8 protein-coding genes are annotated in these 15059 nt (G+C 73.3%); 7 read left to right on the plus strand and 1 reads right to left on the minus strand.

Going from position 1 to position 15059, the window contains the following annotated elements:
- The first annotated feature begins 76 nt into the window (after positions 1 to 76).
- The 5 genes from C8250_RS17525 (at position 77) to C8250_RS17545 (ending at position 9602) form a co-directional block, all read left to right on the plus strand.
- Positions 77 to 2674, plus strand: coding sequence for a serine/threonine-protein kinase (locus C8250_RS17525; RefSeq protein ID WP_232485005.1), 2598 nt, complete (start codon positions 77 to 79; stop codon positions 2672 to 2674).
- Between the two features lie 4 nt (positions 2675 to 2678).
- Complete coding sequence (locus C8250_RS17530; protein WP_138355101.1) at positions 2679 to 3956, plus strand: protein phosphatase 2C domain-containing protein; 1278 nt, start codon at positions 2679 to 2681, stop codon at positions 3954 to 3956.
- 58 nt (positions 3957 to 4014) lie between these two features.
- On the plus strand, positions 4015 to 5358 hold the full coding sequence (locus C8250_RS17535; RefSeq protein WP_138355100.1) for a VWA domain-containing protein: 1344 nt from the start codon (positions 4015 to 4017) through the stop codon (positions 5356 to 5358).
- A gap of 32 nt (positions 5359 to 5390) precedes the next feature.
- A complete protein-coding gene (locus C8250_RS17540; protein ID WP_138355099.1) occupies positions 5391 to 6290 on the plus strand; it encodes an FHA domain-containing protein in 900 nt (299 codons plus the stop codon).
- Positions 6291 to 6635: 345 nt separating this feature from the next.
- Entirely contained in the window at positions 6636 to 9602 is a 2967-nt protein-coding gene (locus tag C8250_RS17545; RefSeq protein ID WP_187144884.1) for a S53 family peptidase, read from the plus strand.
- A 148-nt stretch (positions 9603 to 9750) separates the two neighbouring features.
- Here the strand turns inward: C8250_RS17545 and C8250_RS17550 are convergent, their stop codons facing one another.
- Positions 9751 to 10914 (minus strand): methyltransferase domain-containing protein, encoded by a 1164-nt coding sequence (locus C8250_RS17550; protein ID WP_138355097.1) that lies wholly within the window; start codon positions 10912 to 10914, stop codon positions 9751 to 9753.
- A 255-nt stretch (positions 10915 to 11169) separates the two neighbouring features.
- Between C8250_RS17550 and C8250_RS17555 the strand changes: the two genes are divergently transcribed.
- Together C8250_RS17555 and C8250_RS17560 are read left to right on the plus strand one after the other, a co-directional pair.
- Positions 11170 to 11574 (plus strand): globin, encoded by a 405-nt coding sequence (locus C8250_RS17555; RefSeq protein ID WP_138355096.1) that lies wholly within the window; start codon positions 11170 to 11172, stop codon positions 11572 to 11574.
- 157 nt (positions 11575 to 11731) lie between these two features.
- Positions 11732 to 15058, plus strand: coding sequence for an FtsX-like permease family protein (locus C8250_RS17560; protein WP_138355095.1), 3327 nt, complete (start codon positions 11732 to 11734; stop codon positions 15056 to 15058).
- Position 15059 lies beyond the last annotated feature (1 nt).

Genomic DNA, 15059 nt, shown 5'->3' on the forward strand with positions numbered 1-15059 from the left:
CCGGCCGCACGATGGAACGAGGGGGGACACCGTGAGCAAGTGCCAACGGCCCGGCTGCGGCGGGGCTCTGGAGGACATGGGCGGCGGCGAGCTGTACTGCGACACCTGCGGGCTGGCTCCCGTGGCCGTCGCGGCGGCGAGCAGTTCGGCACGGTCGGCCGCCGGCGGCGGCCTGGACTCGGGGCGCTCGTCGGCGCACTCCTCCCGTTCGTCGAAGTCGTCCTCGCGGTCCTCGCGCCGTTCGGTGTCCGGGCGGCTGTCCCGCGCCCTCAGCGGCTCCACCACCGGACGTTCGGTGTCGGTGCGCAGCTCCCGGAGCACGGGCAGCGGCTCCACCCGCGGCAAGCTGGGCGCCGGGCTGGTCTCCGTACCGCCCATCCCGCGCCCGGATCCGGCCGCGGCCGTCCTGGACAACCCGCAGGTCCCCGAGCGCAAGCGGTTCTGCAGCAAGGGCGACTGCGGGGCGCCGGTGGGCCGCAGCCGCGGTGACAAGGCCGGCCGCACGGAGGGCTTCTGCACCAAGTGCGGGCACCCGTACTCCTTCTCGCCGAAGCTGCGGGCCGGCGATGTCGTGCGCGGCCAGTACGAGGTCGTGGGCTGCCTGGCGCACGGCGGGCTCGGCTGGATCTATCTCGCGGTGGACCGCGCGGTCTCCGACCGCTGGGTGGTGCTCAAGGGCCTGCTGGACACCGGGGACGAGGACGCGCTGGCCGCGGCCGTCTCCGAACGGCGGTTCCTCGCCGAGATCGAGCACCCGAACATCGTCCGCATCTACAACTTCGTGGAGCACCTGGACCAGCGGTCCGGCACTCTCGACGGTTACATCGTGATGGCCTACGTCGGCGGCAAGTCGCTCAAGGAGATCGCCAACGACCGGCGCGGTCCCGACGGCAAGCGCGCGCCGCTGCCGGTGGCGACGGCCATCGCGTACGCCATCGAGGCGCTGGACGCGCTCGGTTATCTGCACAGCCGCAACCTGCTGTACTGCGACTTCAAGGTCGACAACGCCATCCAGCAGGAGGACCGCCTCGAACTGATCGACATGGGCGCGGTCCGCCGGATGGACGACAACGACAGCGCGATCTACGGCACGGTCGGCTACCAGGCCCCGGAGGTCGCCGAGCTGGGCCCGTCCGTCGCCTCCGACCTGTACACCGTCGCGCGCACCCTGGCCGTGCTGACCTTCGACTTCCAGGGCTACACCAACGTCTTCGCCGACAGCCTGCCCGACCCCGACAACATCGAGGTCTTCTCCCGCTACGAGTCCTTCTACCGGCTGCTGGTGCGCGCCACCGACCCGGACCCGGACAAGCGCTTCGCGTCCGCGGAGGAGATGTCGGACCAGCTGCTGGGCGTGCTGCGCGAGGTCGTCGCACTCGAGACCGGCAAGCCGCGGCCCGCGCTCTCCACCCTCTTCGGGCCGGAGATCCGGGTGGTGGACACGGAGTTGGTGCACCCGCTGCCCGGCGACGCGTCCCGGCTCGGCGCGGACCGCCGCCGCAAGCCCGGCGCGGTCGCCGCGGGCGCTGCCAACAGCTTGAACGGCGCGCCGCCCGCGTTCATCCCGCCGCAGGGCGGCGCACAGCAGGGAGCCCTGGCGGGCACTCCGGGCGCACCCGCCCTGCCGCCCGGCGCGCCCCTCCCGTACAGCGCGACCGTCGTCGGCACGGTGCCCATCGCCCCGGCCGCCCTGCCGGGTGCGGCAGGACCGGCGGGGGACGGCACCGGATTCGGCTTCCCGTCGGTCACCCGGCTCGACGCACCCGCCGCCGTACTGGCGCTGCCCGTGCCGCATGTGGACCCGTCCGACCCCAACGCCGGTTTCCTGGCGGGTCTGTCGTCGGCGGCGCCCTCCGAACTGATCTCCGCGCTGCAGTCCTCCCCCGTCGAGTCGGTCGAGCGGCGGCTGCGCGATCTGCGGGCCCGGCTCGAACTGGGCGACGGCGGCGCCGCGCTGCTCGTCCTGCAGGGCCTGGCCGACGACGACCTGGAGGACTGGCGCGTCGTCTGGCACCGCGGCCTCACCGCGCTGACCACCGGCGACCACGAGACGGCCGCGCTCTCCTTCGACGCGGTCTACGACGCGTTCCCCGGCGAGTCCGCGCCGAAGCTCGCGCTGGGCATCTGCGCCGAGGTGCTGGGCCAGCTGGACAACGCGACCGAGTACTACCGCCTGGTGTGGACCACCGACCAGAGCTACGTCAGCGCCGCCTTCGGCCTGGCCCGGGTGCGGCTGGCGGCGGGCGACCGGCCCGGCGCCGTACAGGTCCTGGAGTCGGTGCCCGAGTCGTCCATCCACTTCACCGCGGCACGGGTCGCGGCGATCAGGGCCCGGCTGCGCGACCGGTCCCCGCACGAACCGTTGCTGGACGATCTGACGGCCGCGGGCCGGCAGGTCGAGCAGTTGCAGCAGCAGGGCCTCGACGCCGACCGGCGCGAGCAGTTGTCCGCCGAGGTGCTCGGCAGCGCGCTCGACTGGGTGCTGGCGGGTGGCCAGGGTGCGCAGCCCGCCGCCGCCCATCCGGTGCTGCTGGGCAGCGCCCTGGACGAACGCGGGCTGCGCTTCGGCCTGGAGCGCTCGTACCGGGTGTTGGCCCGGCTGGCCCAGAAGGACCGCACAAGGATCGAACTGGTGGAGCGGGCCAACCGTTTCCGCCCCCGGACGTGGGTGTAACCGAATGCCAGGACTGCCGGAGTCGGCCCAGTCAGCTCAGTCGATCAGCTGCCCCAGCTGCGCGGAACCGCTGGAGGAGGGCGACAAGTTCTGCGGCGTATGCGGCGCGGACGTGACCGCGCCGCTCCCCGCCGCGGGCGCCGACCTGCCCGGAACCGGGCCCTCCGGCAACGGCTCGGCGGCGGGCACGGGGAACGGTGAGTTCACCGATCCCTTCGCGCTCGCTCCGCCCCGAAGCCCCGCTGCGGCCCCCGGGCAGACCGCACCGGGGCAGCCGCCGGCGAGCGCCGACGCACCCGCTCCGCCGCAGCCCGCCGCGGAGGTCACCGACCCGCGCGAGGAACTGCTCGCCGGACCGGCGCCGCAGGGGCGGACCTGTGTGGCGTGCGGGGTCGGCGGGGTCGACGCCGACGGGTACTGCGAGCACTGCGGGCACGCGCAGCCGCGGCTGCGCGACCACCAGGAGCGCGAACTCGAAGGCGTGGCCGCGGTCAGCGACCGCGGTCTGCGGCACCACCGCAACGAGGACGCGTTCGCCGTGGCGGCGACCTCGCTGCCGGACGGGACACCCGCGGTCATCGCGGTGGTGTGCGACGGCGTCTCGTCGGCGTACCGCCCGGACGACGCCTCGGCGGCGGCCGCCGCGGTGGGCAGCGAGAAGCTGCTCGACGCGCTGGAACACGGCAGTCCGCCGGAACAGGCCATGCACGACGCCCTGCTGGCGGCGGCCCACGCGGTGGCGGTGCTCGCCGAGGAGGACGACGTCCGGCAGGGCCCGCACCACAACGCCCCGGCCTGCACCTGCGTGAGCGCCGTCGCCGCGGGCCCGGTCTTCACCGTCGGCTGGATCGGCGACAGCCGCGCGTACTGGGTCCCGGACGACCGGAGCACCCCGTCCGCCCGCCTCACCGAGGACGACTCGTGGGCGGCCCGGATGGTGTCGGCGGGGCTGATGTCCGAGGCCGAGGCGTACGCGGACGAGCGCGCCCACGCGATCACCGGCTGGCTCGGCGCCGACGCCGTCGACATCGATCCGCACACCGCTTCCTTCCAGCCGGAGGGAACGGGTGTAGTGGTCGTGTGCACCGACGGGCTGTGGAACTACGCCGAGTCCGCGGCCGAACTGGCGGCGGTGGTACCGGCCGACGCCCGCACCCGGCCGCTGCACTGCGCGCAGACGCTGGTGGGGGTGGCGCTCGACGGCGGGGGCCACGACAACGTAACAGTCGCCGTACTTCCGTTCCCGGCCACGGTGGGGCGGGCAGGATCCGAACCTGCGTAGAACCGGTCCCTCTCCGGGGGATGTCTTTGTGGACTGAGGAGCGCGAGGAGCTCACGCGATGGCCAATTTCTCCAAGTCGAACGTGCCGCAGTTTTCGGTCGACATCTATCAGAACGAGTACCTGCCCGAGGGCGGCCGCGAGGTCAATGCCATCGTCACGGTGACGTCGACCGGCGGCGGCACCTCCGGCGGTCACCCGCTGGCGGCTCCCGGTTACGCCACCGACGGCGCCCCGGGCGGAGCTGTGGTGATCATGGTGGACTGCTCCGGTTCGATGGACTACCCGCCCACGAAGATGCGCAACGCCCGTGACGCGACCGCCGCCGCGATCGACACGATCCGCGACGGGGTGGCCTTCGCGGTGGTCGGCGGCACCCATCAGGCCCGCGAGGTCTACCCCGCCAACGGCGGTCTCGCGGTGGCCGATGCGCAGACCCGCGGCCAGGCCAAGCAGGCGCTGCGCAAGCTCACCGCGGGCGGCGGCACCGCGATCGGCACCTGGCTGCGGCTCGCCGACCGGCTGCTGGCGACCGCCGATGTGCCGATCCGGCACGGCATCCTGCTGACCGACGGCCGCAACGAGCACGAGAAGCCGGAGGACCTGCGGGCCACTCTGGAGGCATGCGCCGGCCGCTTCACCTGTGACGCGCGGGGCGTGGGGACGGACTGGGAGGTCAAGGAGCTGACCGGGATCGCCTCCGCGATGCTCGGCTCCGTCGACATCGTCGCCGACCCGGCCGGGCTGAAGGCGGACTTCCAGGCGATGATGGAGACCGCGATGGGCAAGGAGGTCGCGGACGTGGGGCTGCGGCTGTGGACCCCGCAGGGCTCCGAGATCAAGTTCGTGAAGCAGGTCGCGCCGACCGTCGAGGATCTGACGGCACGCCGTACGGAGGCCGGTCCGCGGGCCGGCGACTACCCCACCGGCTCCTGGGGCGACGAGTCCCGCGACTACCACGTGTGCGTCCAGGTGCCGAACGCCGGTGTCGGCCAGGAGATGCTCGCCGCCCGGCTCTCGCTGGTCCTGCCGCAGCCGGACGGCACCTCCCAGGTGCTCTCCCAGGGGCTGGTGCGGGCGGTGTGGACGGACGACATGGCCGCCTCGACCCGGATCAACCCGCAGGTCGCGCACTACACCGGCCAGGCGGAGCTCGCCTCCGTCATCCAGGAGGGCCTGGAAGCACGCAAGTCAGGCGACATCGACGGGGCGACCGCGAAGCTGGGCCGCGCCGTTCAGCTCGCGAGCGCCTCGGGCAATGACGACACCGCGAAGCTGCTGGCCAAGGTGGTCGACGTGGTCGACGCGCCGAGCGGTACCGTACGGCTGAAGGCGCGGGTCGCGGACGCCGACGAGATGACCTTGGAGACGCGGTCGACGAAAACCGTACGCGTCAAGAAGTAACCGCGCTCGCAGGCGGAGGGGGAGCCAGCCGTATGTCGACTTGTCCGAACGGTCACCAGTCGGGAACCGACGACTGGTGCGAGGTGTGCGGCCACCGCATGTCCGCACCCGCCGTGCCGTCCTCCTCCGCGGCCTCCGGGCCCGCCGGGCCGGTGGTCTCCGGCTACGATCCGGACGCCACGGCTGCGGCCGAGCCGTGCCCGACCTGCGGTACGCCGCGGGAGGGGCTGGCGCTGTTCTGCGAGGAGTGCCGCTACAACTTCCAGACGCACACCGCCACCACCTTCGTCGCGCCGCCGTCCCCTCCCTCGCCGGGGTTCCCGCCCTACCAGCGGTACGAGTCGCAGCGCTCGCGCCCGTCCCAGATGAACCGCCCGGCGGAGCCGCTGGCTCCCGAGGCGATCATCCCGGGCGGCTCGGGCGACTTCCTGCTCACGCCGCCGAGCGCGCCCTCCACCCCGTCGGCGCCGTCCCGGCCCGAGGCCGTCGTGCCGGAGCCGGCCGTGGCCCCGGTCGTGCCCGAGGTGACGGCCTGGACCGCCACCGTCGCCGCCGACCGTGACTACTTCACCGCGATGATGGCCCGCAGCGGACCCGACGCCACCGGTCTGTACTTCCCGTCGTACTCCCCCGAACTGCGGCTGCCGCTGGTCGGCAACCAGATCACCATCGGCCGCCGCCGGCACAGCACGGGCGAGGCTCCCGACATCGACCTGTCCCGCGCCCCCGAGGACCCGGGCGTCTCGCACCAGCACGCCGTTCTGGTGCAACAGCCCGACGGCGGCTGGTCCGTCGTCGACCAGGACTCGACGAACGGCACCACGGTCAATGGGGCCGCTGACCCGATCCAGCCCTACCTCCCGGTACCGCTGAAGGACGGCGACCGCGTCCACGTCGGCGCCTGGACGACGATCACGGTCAGCCGCGGCTGATGTCACTCCCGCACCACCTTTACCAAGGATGAGCAAACTTCGTACACCTGAACGACGCTCGCGTTCGCACAGCTGATAGAAAGCCTTGCTGGCTGTTCTCATCCGGTGAAGGGGTTCGGTCACCCTTCGCCCGGTGATCCGCCGGGGGGGCTCTTTCGCAGGTCCGGTACGGGTCGTGCCCGTACCAGGGGGGACCAACTCTTCTCTGCCGCCGTCCGCCGCGCTCCGCGCGGTGCCGGGGGCGCCCTCTCGCGGTATCGCCGTGGCCGCACGGCCGTTCGACGCAGATCTTGAGGGAGTTGACGCATGGGCATTGCAGCCCGTGAAAAGGTTTTTCGCATAGGCATGGTGACCGCCACCGCGGTCGCCATGATCGCCACCGCGGCGCCCGCCGCCCTGGCCGACACCACCCCGGCTCCGGCACCGAAGCGGATCGGGTCCGCCCCGGTCGCTCCGCACGGCGCCTTGCGCACCGGTACTCCCGACGGGGACGCGGCGCTGGACCTGAGCGTGTCGCTCAGCCCGCGCGACCCGGCCGGCCTGAAGAGCTTCATCGCGGCGGTGTCCGACCCCGCCTCGCCGCAGTACCACCACTACCTCAAGACCGGTGAGTTCGGCCCGGCCTTCGGCCCGACGCGAGCCACCGTCGACCGGGTGCGCGCCGCCCTCACCGCCCAGGGTCTCGACCCGGGCGAGGTCTCGGCGGACGGCTTCTCCATTCCGGTGCACACCACCGTGAGCGCGGCCGCCAAGGCGTTCGGGACCAGCTTCTCGGACTACCGGCTGGCGGACGGCCGCACCGGCCTGACGAACAACGCGGCGCCGGCCGTGCGGGCCGACATCGCGTCGGCGATCACCGGTGTCGTGGGGCTGAACACCCTGACCACCGTGAAGCCGAAGCACGTCACCTCCAAGGGGCAGTTCACCGCGAAGTCGAAGGCCTCGGCGGCCACGGTCGCCCCGCACGCCGCGGGCAAGTCCCCGCAGCTGTGCGCTGACGCCAAGTCGCTGTTCAGCGACAACTTCCTCACGGACACCCAGCAGTACTGGAGCGCCGGCGAGCTCTCCAAGGCCTACGGGATGAACAACCGGCCGATTCCGACCACCGGCGTGTCCGTGGCGCTCTTCGAGCTGGAGAGCTACGACCCGAAGGACATCGCCGCCTACCAGGCGTGCTACGGCACGAAGGTCCCCGTTACCGCGATCAATGTCGACGGCGGTCCGACGGCTCCGGCCGACTCCACCAAGAACATCGGCGGGGAGGCGGCCCTCGACATCGAGGACCTCATCGGCCTGGTGCCGGAAGCCTCGATCCTGGTCTACCAGGGCCCGGACGCCAACAAGGCGACCTGGAACCAGGTGCTCGACACCTACCAGCGGATCGTCACGGACAACCGCGCCCAGGTGATCTCCACCAGCTGGGGCTCCTGCGAGATCGGCACTCCCTCCGCGGTCATGGCCGCCGAGAACGTGATCTTCCAGCAGGCGGCGGCACAGGGCCAGACGGTCACATCCTCCGCAGGTGACAGCGGTTCCACCGACTGCTCGCGTCCGGGCGCGCCCGACCCCACCGTCGGGACGGACGACCCCTCCAGCCAGCCGTACGTGCTCGCCGTGGGCGGCACCAACATGGTCGGCGCCAACGAGTCGGTCTGGAACGACGGCGACGGCGCCACAGGCGGCGGCGTCTCCTCCATCTGGAAGTCGGCCACCGCTGCCGGCTACCAGAACGGCTTCACCGGCCCCGGCTACAACAACGCCTGCGGCGCAGCCGCGGGCGAGACCTGCCGCCAGGTACCGGACGTGGCGGCTCTGGGCGACCCGAACACGGGTTACCCGATCACCTGGGGCCGTGACTCCCAGGGCTACCCGATCTGGCACATGTTCGGCGGCACCAGCGCGTCCGCGCCGACCTGGGCCGCGCTGATCGCCCAGGCCGACATGGACCTGGCGTGCGCCGCCGACGGCCCGCTCGGCTTCGTGAACCCGGCGCTCTACAAGCTCCCGGCGTCCTCGTTCCGTGACGTCGTCACCGGCAACAACGACCTGCTGAGCTCCGGTTACACCGGCGGCCTCTACCAGGCCGGCTCCGGCTACGACCTCGCCACCGGCCTCGGCGCCCCGCACGGCCGGGCCATCGCCACCGGCCTGTGCAAGGCGCTGCCGGAGAAGCCGGCCGGCACCTTCACCCCGGCGAACCCGGCCCGTCTGCTCGACACCCGGTCCGCCATCGGCGTCCCCACCACCACGCCGGTCCCCGGTAACACCACGGTGAACCTGAAGATCAAGGGCGCTCCGGGTGCCCCGGCCAGCGGTGTGACCGCGGTGGTCCTCAACGTCACGGTCACCGCGACCACGCAGCCCGGCTACGTGACCGCCTGGCCGCACGGTGCGACCCGGCCGACCTCGTCCAACCTCAACTGGGTGAAGGGCGACACCGTCGCGAACCTGGTGACGGTTCCGGTCGGCGCCGACGGCTCGGTCGACCTGGGCAACGTCACCAGCGGAACGACGCACCTCATCGCCGACGTCTTCGGCTACTACTCGACGAACCCGTCGGGTTCCACCTACGCCTCCGCGGGTCCGGCGCGACTGCTGGACACCCGGACCTCGATCGGCGTTCCCACCACGACGCCGGCCGCGAGCAAGGGCACGGTGAACTTCAAGGTCGCGGGCGCCCAGGGCATCCCGGCGACCGGCGTCACCGCGGTGGTCCTCAACACCACCGTCACCGCCACCGCGCAGGGCGGCTTCCTGACCGCGTGGCCGCACGGCACGACCCGGCCGGCCTCCTCCAACCTCAACTGGGCGAAGGGCCAGACGATCGCCAACTCGGTGATCGTCCCGGTCGGCGCCGACGGTTCGGTGGATCTGTACAACGGCAGCGCCGGAACGGCCCACATCATCGCCGACGTCTTCGGTTACTTCACCGACTCGGGGACCGGCAGGACGTTCCACACCGCGGGTCCGACCCGGCTGCTCGACACCCGTTCCGGAGTCGGCTCGACCGGCAACGGCGGTGCGATGGCGCCCAACTCCCAGCTGGCGCTGAGCCTGAACGACGGCAATGTCCTGGCCAACGCCAAGGCCGTCGTCCTGAACGTCACCGTCACCGGCGGCACCGGCCTCGGGTTCCTCACCGTGTGGCCCGACGGGACGACCCGTCCCAACGCCTCCAACATCAACTGGGTCCCCGGACAGACGATCCCCAACCTGGTCACGGTCCCCGTGGTCAACGGCAAGATCGACTTCGGGAGCACCAGCCCGGGCACCGTCCAGGTCATCGCCGACCTGTTCGGCTACTACAGCTGATCCCGGCGGTCCGGTAACCCGGACTCCGGCTCTCGCAGCAACACGAGGCAACACGAGGCAGGCCCCGCACCCGGCAGTTCCGCCGGGTGCGGGGCCTTCTCGCTGCCCTTCTCGTTGCCCTCTCGCTGCCCCTGTTGCCCCGAGCCCTTCAGGCGGCCGGGACGTCCCAGACGTGCGCCCCGTCAGGAGCGTCCAGCCAGGTCCACTGGCGGTCTCCGTCGACGGAGAGGCCGTAGCGGTCACGCGCCGGCCGGGACGCGCGCAGCCACAGCTCGTGGGCGTCCTCCGCGATCGCCCACAGATCGCGGGGCCCGGCCAGCAGGACCCTGCCGTCGCGGTCGGCGCGGGCGCTGGAGCCGTCAGGGGCGGTGATGGCGACGCCGCGGTCGCCGGAGGCCCAGCGGACCTCCAGCGCGCCCGTCCGGAGGGTCAGCAGGAAGCGGAAGAGATCGTCCTCCAGGACCCGCGGCGGCGTGCCGGACCAGCGGACCGTCTCCGGGGCCTCGTCCGGCGGCGCGTCCGGTGACCCGTCGTCCGGCCCGTCCGGTACGGGATCCCGCCGGTGGGAGGCGGCCGCTCCGCGCAGCGGGACGAAGTAGGCCGCGGTGTGCAGGAAACGGCCCTCCGCACGGTCGGGACCGGTGACGGTCAGCCGGATCAGCCCGCCCGCGAACGGCGCGAGGATCCGGCCGCCGGGGCGGCACTGGCGCAGCCACTCGACCGGCACGGACGGCAGCTCGCAGGTCGCGACGATCCGGTCGTAGGGCGCCCGGTCCGGGTGGCCGAGGGCTCCGTCGCCGGTGACGACGGCCGGTGCGGCGCCCGCCGTCGCGAGGTGCGCGCGGGCCGCGTCGGTGATCTCCGGGTCCAGGTCGACGGTGGTGACGGCGTCGTCGCCGAGGCGGTGGGCGAGCAGCGCCGCGTTGTAGCCGGTGCCTGCGCCGATCTCCAGCACCGTCCGCCCCTCCCGTACCTCCAGTGCCTCGGCCATCGAGGCCATCAGCGACGGCTGGCTGCTGGACGAGATCAGCCTTCCGTCCTGTACGTGCGTGACCAGCGGAACGTCCTCGTAGGCGCCGGTCAGCCAGCGGGCGCGCTCCTTCGGATCGGGGTCGTCCGCGGTGAGCCGTTCGTATCCGCCGGGCCGCGGACTGTAGTACTCGGGGACGAACAGATGGCGCGGCACCTGCTCGAAGGCCGCCCGCCACCCGGGGTCGGCCAGCCCGCCGGCCGCGACGATCCGGCGTACCAGCAGGTCGCGCAGCGCGTCCGCCGCCTCGGTGCGGTGATCCTTCCGGTCCGCGTCCTCCATAGCTCCACTGTGCGGCGGCCGGGCCCGATCCGCGACGCCCCGCGCCCGCACCGGGCGGCCGGAGACCGTTCCCGCCCCCCCGTCGCGCCCTCGTCCCGCCCCCGTCGCGCACCGGGTCGTAGGTCCCAGGTCCTCCGCCGGGTCGTCTGAGACCATGGAGGAGTGCCGCGCGCTTCCCGGGGGCGACCCCGGTGCCCCGTGCGCGCACCACGTCGACCGGCGCCGGGCCGGTGCGACATCTTGAGGTGGAGCTGAGTGAACGAGACCCCGCAGGACACGGCGCCGCAGCAGACGTTCTACGACGCCGTCGGCGGCGAGCAGACGTTCCGGCGGCTGGTGCACCGCTTCTACGAGGGTGTCGCGGCCGACCCCGAACTGCGGGCGATGTACCCGGAGGAGGACCTCGGCCCGGCCGAGGAGCGCCTGACGCTCTTTCTCATGCAGTACTGGGGCGGCCCGCGCACCTACAGCGACAACCGCGGCCACCCGCGGCTGCGGATGCGCCACGCGCCCTTCCAGGTCGACCAGGCCGCGCACGACGCGTGGCTGCGCCACATGCGGGACGCGGTCGACGATCTGGCCCTCGCGCCTGAGCACGAGCGGCAGTTGTGGGACTACCTGGTGTACGCCGCCGCGTCGATGGTGAACACCGCGGGCTGAGCGGACCGCCGTTACCGTCTGACCGTGCTGCGACCGTCCGCTGACCGGACATCGGACAACGGACAACGGGTCACGATCGTATTGCGACAATCTTCTACACTTCCTCACGCCCGATCTGTTTGAGAGCATCCGAACAGCGGTCGAACGGGGGATAAGCGTGACGGGGTTTGTGTTTCTGCGTGTCCGCGCGCACCGATTGCTGCTGACCGCCGCCCTCCTCACCGTGGTTCTCACCACCAGCGTGCTGGCCACCCTCGCCGCGTTCACCAGCGCCATCGGCGATGCCGGGCTGCGCCGCACACTCGAACACCAGTCGGCGGCGCGGACCACCGTCAACGTCCAGATGACCGTCACGGCCGACGCCTGGCGGACCTCGGACGCCGGGATCCGCAAGAACCTGGGGAGCGCGTACGACGGGCTGCCCGCGGAGGTGCGGTCCAGCACCCGGTCCGGGCCGTACGCGCTGCCGGCCACGCTGGGCGGTGCCGCGTCCGGCGCCCCCAAGGGCGCCGACCCGGACCTGACGCTGCTGGCCACCTTCGACCGGGCGCACGTGACGCTGGTCCAGGGCGGCTGGCCCACCGCGGTCGACCGCGGCACCGGCGTCGTGCCGGTGGCGGTCCCCGAGCCCGTGGCCCGCTCCCTGGGCGTGCGGCCCGGCACCCTGGTCGACCTGACCAGCCGGCTCGGCGGCCCGGTGCTCCACATCCGGGTCACCGGCACCTACCGCCCGACCGACCGGACCGACCCGTACTGGCAGCTCGACCCGATGGGCGGCCACGGCATCCGCACCGTGTCCTTCACCACCTACGGGCCGCTGCTCGCCGACCCGAGCGTCTTCGCCTCCGACCGCCTCACGCCCGCCGAGATGTCCTGGCAGAGCACCGCCGACTTCCGGAACCTGGACGTGGCCGGGATCCCCGGGGTGCGGGACGACGTGCGGCGGACCATCGACGCCACCGCCAAGGACCCGGCGAATTCCGGCATCCAGATCTCCTCCGAGCTGCCCGACCTGCTCACCGGGGTGCAGCGCACCCTGCTGGTGACCCGCTCCACGCTGCTGATCGGCGCACTGCAGCTGCTGATCCTGGCCGGTTTCGCCCTGCTGCTCGTCGCCCAGCTGCTGTCCGAGGAACGGGCCGGCGAGACCGCGCTGCTGCGGGCCCGCGGCGGCTCGCGCGGCCGCGTCGCCCGGCTGGCCGCCACGGAGTCACTGCTGCTCGCGGTGCCCGCGGGACTGGCCGCGCCGCTGCTCGCCGGGCCGGTCATCCGGCTGCTGGCCGGGCAGGGTGCGCTGGCCAGGTCCGGCACCGACCTGGGCGGCGCGATCGGTGCGGCCGCCTGGTGGGTGGCCGCCGGAACCGCGCTGGCCTGCGCCTTCGCCGTCATCGTGCCGGCCCTGCGGAGCGCCGGGAGCTATGTCGAGGAGCGCTCGGCACGCGCCCGGCGCGGGGCGCTGCCCGCCGCGGTACAGGCCGGGGCCGACCTCGGACTGCTGCTGCTCGCCGGCATCGCCTACTGGCAGTTGTCGAGCCGCGCCTCGGACACCGGGGTGCTGAGCGCCGACACCGGCGGCAGCCTCGGCGTGGACCCGGTGCTGGTCGCCGCGCCCGCGCTGTGCCTGCTGGCCGGCACCGTCCTGATCCTGCGGCTGCTGCCGCTGGCCGCCCGGCTCGGTGAGCGCAGGGCGGCGCGGGGCAGCGGGCTGGCGCTCGCCCTCGCGGGCTGGCAGCTCTCCCGGCGACCGCGGCGCGGCGCCGGAGCCGTGCTGCTGCTCGTACTGGCCGTCGCCATGGGCATGTTCGCGATCGGACAGGGCGCCAGCTGGGACCGGTCCCAGCGCGACCAGGCCGACTTCGCGGTGGGCGCGGACCTGCGGGTGACCGGCGCCACCACCCCGCCGTTCGGACAGGCGGGGGTGTACGAACACACTCCCGGCATCGCCACCGCCGCCCCCGCGGCGCGGTCCCAACTGACGCTGCCCGAACAGCGCGTGGCCTCCGTCCTCATGATCGACACGGCGAAGGCCGGCGAGGTGATGCGGTTCCGCCAGGATCTCGCCGACCGTCCGCTGCCGGAGCTGCTCCGGCCGCTGCGGGCCGATCCGTCCGGCGGAGCGAAGGAGACCGCGGGCTTCCCCGTCGACGCCACCGCCCAGCAGTTGCGCTTCACCGCGCGGCTCGACTCGGACGGGCAGGGCGGGGTCGTCGACTCGCTCACCGCGGTCCTCAAGGACGGCAACGGCATCACATACGCGTTCCCGCTCGGCGATGTCCCGGCCGACGGAAAGCCGCACCTCCTGGTCCTGGACCTCGCCGACGCGGCGGGCCGGACGGGCGGGTCCCCGGCGGGACCGCTGCGGCTCACCCGCGTCGAAGTCGACTACGCGGCCCCCGAGTTCGTCGAGAAGCACCGGCTCACCCTCGCCCCGGCGACCGTCACCGCGGACGGCGCCGTCCGCCCGCTGACGGCCGCCGCCGGCTCGTCCTGGGCCGCGAAGGCGCAGATGCAGCGGGCCGACACCACGCTCGGCAGTGACCCCGCCCTCCAGCCGAACGCCGGCACCGTCACCAGCACCCAGGCCGGGGCCGCGCTGACCGTGGACTACTCGACCGGGGCCACCGACCCGACCCTGGCGGACTCCAAGGGCGCCCACCTCTCCGTACGTGTCGCAGAACCGGCCGCCCCGCCGCTCGCCGGGGTCGCCACCGACGCCTTCCTGCGGGCCACCGGCAGCAAGGTGGGCGGCGATGTCCGCGTCGAACTGAACGGCATCGAGACGACCGTGCGCATCACCTCCGCGATCCGCGCGCTGCCCGGCACCACCGCACCGCCGTCCTCCCTGAACGACGGCGGAGCGCTGCTGCTGGACCTGCGCGCCGTGAACCGGACGCTCAACGCGACGGGCGGCCGCGGCATGGAGCCCAGCGAGTGGTGGCTGGCCGCCCGGCCGGGCGCCACCGGAAAGATCGCCGCCGCGCTGCGCGACCGGGCCGACATCGATTCCCTGCTGGTGCGTGACGAGACCGCGTCGGAGCTGCGGGCCGACCCGCTCGGCGCCGGGCCGCAGTCGGTGCTGCCGGCCGCCGTGATCGCCGCCGCGGTGCTGGCGGCGGTGGGCTTCGCGGTCAGTTCGGCCGGCGCGATCCGCGAGCGCAGCGGGGAGTTCGCGGTGCTGCGGGCGCTGGGGGCGCCCCGCCGCAAGCTGGCCCGGATGATGGCCGCGGAGCAGGGCCTGCTGGTGCTGCTGGCCCTGGTGGTCGGGGTGGCGCTGGGCGCGCTGCTGACCCGGCTGGTCGTACCACTGATCGTTCTGACGGCGCAGGCGTCCCAGCCCGTTCCGGGACTGCTGGTCACCCTGCCGGTGGGGCCGCTGGCCCAGCTGATCGCCATCGTGCTGGTCGTACCGCTGCTGGTGGTCGTCCTGACGGCGGTCCGGCGCGGCGACCCGGTCACCGCGCTGCGCAGGCAAGGGGAGGACTGAC

The sequence above is a fragment of the Streptomyces sp. So13.3 genome, from assembly GCF_005860785.2.
GTDB classification, from domain to species: domain Bacteria; phylum Actinomycetota; class Actinomycetes; order Streptomycetales; family Streptomycetaceae; genus Actinacidiphila; species Actinacidiphila fildesensis.

What these genes read in the sequence shown, in the direction of transcription:
- C8250_RS17525 (WP_232485005.1), top strand. Translation starts at nt 77, where the DNA reads ATGGGCGGCGGCGAGCTGTACTGCGACACCTGCGGGCTGGCTCCCGTG.
- C8250_RS17550 (WP_138355097.1), bottom strand. Translation starts at nt 10,914, where the DNA reads ATGGAGGACGCGGACCGGAAGGATCACCGCACCGAGGCGGCGGACGCG.
- C8250_RS17540 (WP_138355099.1), top strand. Translation starts at nt 5,391, where the DNA reads ATGTCGACTTGTCCGAACGGTCACCAGTCGGGAACCGACGACTGGTGC.
- C8250_RS17545 (WP_187144884.1), top strand. Translation starts at nt 6,636, where the DNA reads ATGGTGACCGCCACCGCGGTCGCCATGATCGCCACCGCGGCGCCCGCC.
- C8250_RS17530 (WP_138355101.1), top strand. Translation starts at nt 2,679, where the DNA reads ATGCCAGGACTGCCGGAGTCGGCCCAGTCAGCTCAGTCGATCAGCTGC.
- C8250_RS17535 (WP_138355100.1), top strand. Translation starts at nt 4,015, where the DNA reads ATGGCCAATTTCTCCAAGTCGAACGTGCCGCAGTTTTCGGTCGACATC.